General features: G+C 52.4%; 13 protein-coding genes. 4 read left to right on the plus strand and 9 right to left on the minus strand.

Translation table 11 applies throughout. The annotated features are described in order from the left end of the window. The first annotated feature begins 13 nt into the window (after positions 1–13). Entirely contained in the window at positions 14–151 is a 138-nt protein-coding gene (locus T518_RS11680; RefSeq protein WP_248617154.1) for a zinc ribbon domain-containing protein, read from the plus strand. A 287-nt stretch (positions 152–438) separates the two neighbouring features. Here the strand turns inward: T518_RS11680 and T518_RS12390 are convergent, their stop codons facing one another. Beyond that, entirely contained in the window at positions 439–648 is a 210-nt protein-coding gene (locus tag T518_RS12390) for a hypothetical protein (protein ID WP_345938745.1), read from the minus strand. Beyond that, a complete protein-coding gene (locus T518_RS10515) occupies positions 608–1,672 on the minus strand; it encodes a type II asparaginase (RefSeq protein WP_036378753.1) in 1,065 nt (354 codons plus the stop codon). The genes T518_RS12390 and T518_RS10515 overlap by 41 nt, the downstream gene beginning before the upstream one ends. Positions 1,673–2,034: 362 nt before the next feature. On the opposite strand from T518_RS10515, the gene T518_RS11475 reads away from it, so the two are divergent. After that, positions 2,035–3,108, plus strand: a complete 1,074-nt coding sequence (locus T518_RS11475; protein WP_155948169.1) for a tetratricopeptide repeat protein — start codon at positions 2,035–2,037, stop codon at positions 3,106–3,108. A 134-nt stretch (positions 3,109–3,242) separates the two neighbouring features. Here T518_RS11475 and T518_RS10525 read toward each other — a convergent pair whose 3' ends face one another. The 5 genes from T518_RS10525 to T518_RS12395 all read right to left on the minus strand — a co-directional run bounded on the left by T518_RS10525 (position 3,243) and on the right by T518_RS12395 (position 6,163). Further along, positions 3,243–3,620 carry a hypothetical protein gene (locus tag T518_RS10525; RefSeq protein WP_036378744.1) on the minus strand — a complete coding sequence of 126 codons (378 nt, stop codon included), beginning with the start codon at positions 3,618–3,620 and terminating at the stop codon, positions 3,243–3,245. Positions 3,621–3,640: 20 nt separating this feature from the next. Continuing rightward, positions 3,641–3,835: a hypothetical protein gene (locus T518_RS10530; RefSeq protein WP_036378746.1), complete on the minus strand. Its 195-nt coding sequence runs from the start codon at positions 3,833–3,835 to the stop codon at positions 3,641–3,643. Further along, positions 3,832–5,331, minus strand: coding sequence for a Y-family DNA polymerase (locus tag T518_RS10535; protein ID WP_036378749.1), 1,500 nt, complete (start codon positions 5,329–5,331; stop codon positions 3,832–3,834). The genes T518_RS10530 and T518_RS10535 overlap by 4 nt, the downstream gene beginning before the upstream one ends. A gap of 33 nt (positions 5,332–5,364) precedes the next feature. Further along, complete coding sequence (locus T518_RS10540) at positions 5,365–5,640, minus strand: DUF1294 domain-containing protein (protein ID WP_036378757.1); 276 nt, start codon at positions 5,638–5,640, stop codon at positions 5,365–5,367. 391 nt (positions 5,641–6,031) lie between these two features. After that, on the minus strand, positions 6,032–6,163 hold the full coding sequence (locus tag T518_RS12395; RefSeq protein ID WP_255241070.1) for a hypothetical protein: 132 nt from the start codon (positions 6,161–6,163) through the stop codon (positions 6,032–6,034). Between the two features lie 614 nt (positions 6,164–6,777). On the opposite strand from T518_RS12395, the gene T518_RS10550 reads away from it, so the two are divergent. After that, entirely contained in the window at positions 6,778–7,086 is a 309-nt protein-coding gene (locus T518_RS10550; RefSeq protein ID WP_036378752.1) for a hypothetical protein, read from the plus strand. A gap of 186 nt (positions 7,087–7,272) precedes the next feature. Then, complete coding sequence (locus T518_RS12040) at positions 7,273–7,437, plus strand: hypothetical protein (protein ID WP_155948170.1); 165 nt, start codon at positions 7,273–7,275, stop codon at positions 7,435–7,437. A gap of 77 nt (positions 7,438–7,514) precedes the next feature. Here the strand turns inward: T518_RS12040 and T518_RS11480 are convergent, their stop codons facing one another. Continuing rightward, positions 7,515–8,237, minus strand: coding sequence for an HNH endonuclease (locus T518_RS11480; protein ID WP_051652313.1), 723 nt, complete (start codon positions 8,235–8,237; stop codon positions 7,515–7,517). Between the two features lie 134 nt (positions 8,238–8,371). After that, positions 8,372–8,702 (minus strand): IS30 family transposase (locus tag T518_RS10560; RefSeq protein WP_036374587.1); only part of this gene is annotated, 331 nt, incomplete at its 5' end.

The following is an 8,702-nucleotide window of genomic DNA, read 5'->3' on the forward strand; positions in this document are numbered from 1 at the left end:
TTGTGGCCATATCATGAGCGGCAAAGAGAAACTGACGCTCAAGGACCGCGAGTGGATCTGCCCGAAATGTGGGATACACCACATTCGCGACGTGAATGCGGCCAAGAACATCCTAGCGCGAGCCAAAGCAAAGCTCGTATCCATGCATTGATGCAAACCTATCTTGTCCGTTTGGCAACTTGCGGACGCTAATGGCTTTGGTAATTACCGGACCTCTGCTGTACCTCGCAAGACTGCGAATGCAGTAAGCCTGGCCTATCTAAGCAAATTGAGGTATCGAAAGATTCCCTCAAGCTCGCGACTTCAGTCGCGGGTAGTTGACATATTATCTTAGCAGGAATTCTCTTATGCCTTTGGAATTCCATTGGCTACGTTACGAAACCTTAAAGACATAGACAAGCAGGACCTCTCGTTTTGAGGGGCCCTGCTTGTTTATTTTTATTTGATCCTACCGATATCCATGCTGATATCGAGTGCTTTCACGCTATGCGTGAGCGCGCCGACCGAGATGACATCGACTCCTGCGGCGGCAGCAGCTGACAGCGTTGTTGTATATAGAAAAAGCCATGTATGATGTACGTCATGCATGGCTGGAGAAAAGCGTCGATCAATATTTGTGGAACATTGCCTGGATGGCCTGAGGATCATGTGTCTTAGTCAGCGCCAGCTGAAGCAGGACACGTGCCTTCTGCGGGTTCAGTGAGTCACCGTCGATGAAGTGCTCATCGATGTAAGATTGTTCAGCCGGGACAACGGCTCCCGTACCAACACGGGAACTGCGGACGACGACGATTCCCTTTTGAGTAGCCTTGGCGAGTGCTGCTTCATCTGCCTTGTGAACCGAGCCATTGCCCGTGCCCGCATAGACGATGCCCTGTGCGCCTGCAGCGACAGCTGCATCGACGAGGGCTCCATCGGCACCAGCCGTGCTGTAGATGACATAGACCTTCGGCAGTGCGGTCAGTTTGCTGACATCGAACTCGCTCTTGATCGTGTGCAGGCGGATTGGCGTGTTGCAGAACGTCGGGGTGCCATCATAGACGTAGCCGAGCGGGCCAGTCGGCGATTTGAACGTGCTCACTGACGTGGTATTTGTCTTCGTGACATCACGTGCGCCGTCGATTTCGTCGTTGAGAGCGACCATGACACCATGGCCTGCTGCATCCTTGTCAGCCGCAATGCGGACCGCGTTCAAGAGATTCATCGGGCCGTCCGCACTGATGGCGGTCGCCGGACGCATAGCGCCTGTCAGTACGACAGGCTTATCGCTCTTTACCGTGAGATTCAGGAAGTAAGCTGTCTCTTCCATCGTATCCGTGCCATGCGTCACGACAACACCAGCCACATCTTTCTGTGCAGTGAGCTCGTTGATGCGCTTTGAGAGTTTGAGCCAGACATCATCCGACATGTCTTTGCTGTCAATGCTGCAGATCTGTTCGCCAGAGACATCTGCATAGTTCTTGATTTCTGGTACAGCGTTGATGAGCACATCGATGCCGAGTGCACCGGCCTTGTAGCCCGTGGTCTGCGTGTCCGACGCAGCACTGCCGGCAATCGTACCGCCTGTTGCGAGAATCTTGACGTCCGGTTTAGCTGGCGCCGCATAGACAGACTGGACACCGAGCATCATCACGGCTAACGAAGCCGCCAGGATAGAAGCTTTCTTTTTCATCTTCATGACATACACTCCTTTTGCGCAGTACCGTAGTACCAATAAAAATAAATTATGTATAAATAATACAAAACTATCGACGTGATCCGAACAAATCCGACAAATTATTATAATTTTTATTTTTAATCTGACAATATGTAGGGCGTCACATTTCTATAGATACTCTCGCTTTCAGAAAGAACGTAGCGCCAGCAGGACAGGCAGCTATCGCCCTGAACGGTATCGACATGCTTTCTTGTAGAGGAAAAGAGCAACCTTTCGTGTCGAAAAACTGTGAAGTTGCGCTTCAGACCTAACGCCCCTTGCTGGAGCTGTGCTAAAATTAAGCATAATGACCAAAATACAAGAAAGAAGGGACCTTTTTGAAGATAGCAAGACGAATAGCCACTGCCACACTTGCCGCGGCCTTGCTCTGCAGCATGCCGTTTGCTGAGGCCAGAACACAGACGATTGAGGCGACGGGCGTCTATCAGATGGGTGAGAACGACACCATCGCCACAGCGAAGGAGAACGCCAAAAAGGCGGCTCTGCGTGCAGCCGCGGAACAGGCAGGCGTATATGTGCGTTCCTATTCTAAGACGAAGAACCTCAAGCTGACGGATGATCAGGTGGAAGTCATCAGCATGCAGACGATGCAGGTCAAAAACTGCACGTTCACGCAGGACTACACCAACAACACGCTTGTCATCCATGCCGTCATCCGGGCGACGGTCGATGATGACGACTTCCAGAATTTCCAGAAGCGCCTCGATGAACGCGATAGAATTGAGGACCTGCAAAGTCAGCTTGATGCCGAGAAGGCGAAGACCCAAGCGGCACTGAACCGCAAGATGCAGCAGTCGGGCGATGATCCGTACGCCTCAATGATTGCTGAGCAGGAGCTTCAGAAATTCCAACAGAACGTCCAGTACGCCGCGGTCATCCGTAAGGAGTTCGCTGACTTTGTCGACCAGCGTGCAGGCGTCGTGCCCGCTGATATCTACGGCCGCATGGCACTCTTAGACCTCTGCACAGGCTCCGACCTTTTCCAACGCGACATCGATAAAGCAATGGAAATCGCACCAAAGGACCCACTGTACTACACCATCAGTGCTCTGCAGGCACTGCGCCAAGAGGATTATTACGGTGCAGAGGCCCTTGCTGACCAGGCCCTGCGATTCGACAAGCGCTACTGGCCGTCTTACTACGTTCGCGCCATCGCCAAGGGCTTCCGCGGCTCCACGCGCAAGGCCATTGCCGACTGCGACACGGCCATCAAGCGCGGTGGCGAAAATCACCGCTACGTCATGCTCTACCGTGCCAAACTCGAGCGCATCTTCGTCGGACGCCACAACTACGAGAACTTCACCACTCCTGAATATCAAGAGATCGTCGATGATGCCATCCACGGGTTCTACCGCGACATGGACCAGATCAAACATAAAAATAAACGTTAAATATGCAACAACGGCCCCGAAGAAATCCCTTTCGGACTTCCTTGGGGCCGTTGTATCTATTAGATGCCTGTTGTTTTCTCAGTTCCTTTGCAATCTGGAAAATAGATGACTTTATTGATTTAGTCTAAGGTAAATTAATAAGTAAATTGATCACAAAGGACGGCAAATCGATATAAGATTCCATCGGTTACCAAATGGAGTCCTCCTGCACCGTTCGAGAAATAATAATCGCCAGTAGAAGGATTATAGCAAGCATAATACTTAGTTGATTTCCCATTGGTCCAATGAACAGTTGCTCCAGAAGATCTACCGTAACCGTTCGTGCCCCATGACTTGACCGAATCGGTGTCAATGTACATATCGGCGTCCATGTAGTCGTCATAGCCTACATAGTAGTCCGACCGCGCTTCTGCAAGGTTCACCGTACCGGCTCCATCCGAAGGAAGTATGGACATCCCTACCGCCAGGGACATTGCCATGGCTACACTGGTAGCCAATTTTTTCATGCTCATAGAAATCTCTCCTTTCGTTTTTAGCAGGTCTCAATCTCGTCTTCGTGCTTCCGTATCGTCTCTTTGACCACTTCTTCGTAGCCGGTCAGGGCTGCGAAGGGGGCGAACTGTGCGGCTCGTTTTTCCAGTGGCATGCGTGGGCAGCATCTTGGCTCTGGCCGCGGCAGGTTGATGATGTCGCTGTACTGTTCTATCTTTCGCTCTACTTTACTCATGCCTTATGACCTCCAATTTCGCTGTTGCGGTCGATGGCGCGGGCTTCTTCTTTGAGATTGGCGGCTTTCAGGATGGCGTTCTTACCGAACTTGTTCTTGATGGCAATCATGGCGTGCTGCAGGGATTTTTCCTTTTGCTCTGCGTGTTCGGCTGCTGCGCTCTCCTTGGCCTCCTTCTCTGTATCGCTGAAGAGATCGAATTGGACGACATCTTCGTTTTGCTTGGCGGCGCTGTTTTCGCCTATGAGCTTCCCCATTGTGATGGTGATGCGACGAACCATCAATGTGGGGCTTACGATGCGGTCGTAAAGGGCCAGTGTCTCATGAAGCAGCTCCTTTGTCGAAGAGCTGTGCTTCTTCAGGCTTACCGTGCCATGGGCTGGCTTGGGGACTCTTCTGCCGTAATGGTCGATGTGCACGGGGCCAGTGTAGCCTTTGGCGATGTTCTCGATATCGCAGCCTACGTCCAAGACAATCTGATTCGTCATGAGGTGCTTGGCGACGAGGTCCAGTATCATCTGGTCGGCCATCTCCCAGACGATGAGCCTTGCCTGCTCATTCGTGTAGGGGCAGTGAAGCACCTGGCCGCTGCTGATGCTCGTGGAGGCAGGACGATACGCTTTAATGGCTTCCATCGTGCAGGGCTCATAGCCCCAGGCGTGGTCGATCAAGAGCTCGGCATTGACGCCAAAGACCTTGTAGAGCTCTTTCTCTCCCTGTGCATCCAAGGAACGGCGAGCGATATCGCCCATGGAATAAAGGCCCATGTTGGCAAGCTTTTCGGCATAGCCCTTGCCCACGCGCCAAAAATCCGTTATCGGGGTATGTGCCCATAGCTTCTGCCGGTAGCACATCTCGTCGAGCGCCGCAATCCGCACACCGTCCCGGTCTGGCGGTATGTGCTTGGCGACAATGTCCATGGCAATCTTGGCCAGATAGAGATTCGTGCCGATGCCAGCAGTGGCCGTGATACCGGTCTCTGCCAGTACCTCGCGCACCAGCTTCATGGCCAGGTCATGTGCCGTTGTCTTGTAGGTGTCGAGGTACGGAGCCGCATTGATGAATACCTCATCAATGGAATACGTGTGTATGTCCTGCGGCGCGATGTACCGCAGATACACCTCGTAGATGCGCGCGCTGTAGTCCATGTAAAACGCCATGCGCGGCGGTGCCACGATGTAATCGATGGCAAGATTCGGGTTTCCTGCCAATTCCGCCGCATCATGCGATTTGCCGATGAGTTTTCTTCCCGGCGCAAAAAAGCGGCGCTTGTTGTTGGCGGCCTTGATTTTCTGTACGACTTCAAAAAGCCGCGCACGGCCCGGCACGCCATACGCCTTGATCGCCGGTGTGGCAGCGAGGCAGATTGTCTTTTCCGTGCGGCTCTCATCAGCTACCACCAGATTGGTCGTCAGTGGATCAAGGCCCCGCTCTACACATTCCACCGATGCGTAAAACGACTTCAGGTCAATCGCGATGAAGCATGTCTTGTCCATGCGCGTCCCGCACCTCCCATCGCGTCTCCATCATCATCTTGGCATGTGCAGATAGACGAGCCCTGCCACCTGCAGTGCCAGTATCAGCGGCACGCCGTACTTGAATTTCAGATGCAACGTCTTGTGGTGGAACAACTTCATCGCCACAAGAGCCCCCACACTGCCGCCAATGGCTGCCAAGCCAAGCAGCGTCAGCTCCGGCACACGCCACCACTTGCGAATGGCGCATAGCTTGTCCCAGCCATAGGCAATAATGGCTACTGCGTTTATGATAGCAAAATACCACGCTGCTGTATTATGAATCTCCATCCTATTCCGTCCTCCGACCATATTCAAAAATTCAGTTTCAATCAGGTTCAAAACGATATTGTAATAGTTCTACATCGAGGTCTATCCTCCTGCTCGATACTCTTGCAGGGGACGAGGGTGACGTCCTCGATATCCCCCTGATTCTCGAGGATCTCGTTCGCGAGTTCGGCCCACGCTTCTCGCATCTCCGGCGCAAATTCTCTACTGTCATCCCGCCGGGCATCGATTCAATCTTGTCGTGGATGGCGAGGGGATGAGAGCCGGTGCGCCGTATCAATGCGACCGCCTTTCTTCCGTAAGGCAACCTTGCGGTTGATGTGCTGGACGTGCGAGACCGATGAGATGGATTCCCCGTACTCGTCGAGGGTGCGCCGAATCATCTTCGCCGCTTTCAGAACTGCGCCTCGTCTGCGCCCATCATGATCCCTTCGCACTGAGGAATCGAGTTGCGCTCCGTGCTCTTCCAGCTCGCCGTGTGCATGACCATGCAGAGGTACTGGAGCATCTTGCTGTCGACTCTCATCCTGGAAACGTCAATACACGTAAATCCCATAATTACAGCAAAAGAATCTTTTGTGATCCCCCTCGCGATGCCGGCCGTGACGGGTAAGGCGTTCCCACTGACGCGCAGCCCGTCGGATATATTTTGTCCAGGAGTTCCATCTCCTGAGGGACAGAAGCAGGATTCTCAGTGTCTTCCCTGATCTGTATCTTCGTTCTTTCTGGTATACTCATGGTTACATCTCCTTTTCTCGTATGTGAGGTACTTTCTTCACGTCACGTGCTCCCATTTCCCCCGTATCCCCTTCAGCCAACGGCAGGTTCAGGAGCAGCTGCTCCGGCAAGTTTTTTGCGCCCGCGAAGCGGCGTCGTTACTCGGTTTTCCCGCCGTTTCTCGATGAGAAATGGGGAAGTGCACATCACCAGCCCCGGAGCAGCCCCCTCGGGGTGCTCCGCATGGGTGGCCGGCCCCGCGGCTCCGGCTCAAAAACAGTTCTCCTGACTCCATTATAGCAGACCGGACGGCCCGTGTCTGACCGTTGCAACCGGTAAAAAGTCACTTTTCAGGGCCCTTCCACCGGACAGGAGATCATGCTATAATGACGCTGAAGAAAAAGGAGACAGGAGGGACAGGGAATGGACCGGATGCAGAAGAGACTCGACGCGATGGAGAAACTCCGTCGGGAAATCGACGACCTCAAAGAAAAGCTGCTTACCGCGAAGCGGCGCTGGAAGAATTCCTCGGAGACACTCCGCCAACTGACAGAAGAGAAGCAGCGGAAAGCATACCGCCTGTCCCAGTTCGAAGAAACCATGAAGAAGACCGGCCTCGTCGACGGATATAATCCCGACGAACTCTATCTCGTCCTCCTGACCAACCGGAAACGCATCCTGAAGAACAAGCAGCAGAGCACCAAGAGGAGCTTAGCTGAATGGGTATTTTAGAGGACGCAACCGTTACTGGTCACATCCACCGGATGGAACCTGAGTGTCTCCGGGCATTGGTGAAGAGAATCAGGACAGGATCCGAAAGGCCGGGGAAGCAGGATCCGCAAGAGCTACATCCCACCATCTAAGATCAACAGCACACCTCCCACGCCAAGCGACGATGATCCCGAATCCGAAGAAAGCATGGAAGACCTCATGCATCACGCCGACCAGTACTTCCAGCCCGGCGACGACATCGAATACTACGACCCCAACCACGACTGGTATGTCAAGAACTGGGAAGGCGAGGATATTCCCGGCACCTCCTGGCTGAAAATCGAAGATAACGATGACCGTACCGACAAGTAAATCGATGAAACATAAAAAGGGCCTGAACCCATAAGTCATGCTTATAGGTCCAGGCCCTTTCATCAAGGCTCATGCACTCAATCTTTCAGGATCAAGTCCGCAAATTCTTCCTTTCCCATCACAAGCCCACTGTGCACCAGCCGTTCACGGCGCTTTTCGTAGATTTCGTACAGCATCTCACGGCGCTCATCGCGCAAGCCGTAATGAATCTTTCGGTGACATACAGGGCAAAGGCAGATGAGATTGGCGTAGACATCCAGACTATAGGAAAAACGGCTCTGCAAATGAATCGGGATGGTATGATGTGACTCCATGTACGGCTTATGTGTGCGCTCTGCCACAAAGGTCTGATGCCTGCCATCCATCTCGCAGTGATAGTCAGCAACCGCCAAGGTCTGTTCCCTCAGGATATCAGACCGCGCCCAATGTTTGGCCTCGTAGTGCCTCGGCTCTTCTGTACGGACAGGCATCGGCATATCCAGTTTGCCAATATCATGACGAAAGGCCATCAGGTTCGTTCCTTCCGCAAACTTCACATAATGATTGAGACCCGCGCTATACATCTGATTTCCCTTCTTATTTTGAGCGATGAAAGCGGCATCCTCAAACAGTACCTCCTGCAGTTCCTTCAATCGATGCAAATCCGAGACATCATAAATCGAGCCCGTTATCATCTTCATCTCTTGCAAGTGACGAGTGATGTTGTTGAGTGCATCACAATAGTGATTTACCGTAGATGGCTTCAGCTGACGCACCTCACTGAGATAGCACTTGTAATATGTCTTCAGTAATGGCTCCATTCATAATCCCTTCCTTAGGTGGTTTATGCAAAACTCTTATTTCAGAAAAACAGCAATATCAACCCTTACCAATCATCATAATTTTAAAATTCTCTAAAAACTAGAAGGTTCCTTCTCTTCTAAACGGCGAATTGTCAAGCTAAGTGCAACACCTTTGAGAAATAGACCTCATATGGTGTTTTGTAGCCAAGGCACTTCCTAGGGCGCAGGTTCAACTCATGGTACTTCCGTTGGATGTAATCCTCTGGCGTATCCGTGATGTCCTTGCCTTTCGGGAAGAACTCCCGCAGAAGCCCATTGGTATTCTCGTTGGTCCCGCGCTCCCATGGATGGTGCGGAGCAGGAAAGTAGAACGTCACACGCTTCAGTTCCTTGCTGAGTTGAGCATGTTTCGAGAATTCCTTTCCGCGATCTGGCGTGACCGAAAGATGCGGCTGCCCCGAGAGTGCTTCACACATCACCTTG

Origin of the sequence: Mitsuokella jalaludinii DSM 13811, from assembly GCF_000702905.1 — a bacterium.
GTDB lineage: Bacteria > Bacillota > Negativicutes > Selenomonadales > Selenomonadaceae > Mitsuokella > Mitsuokella jalaludinii.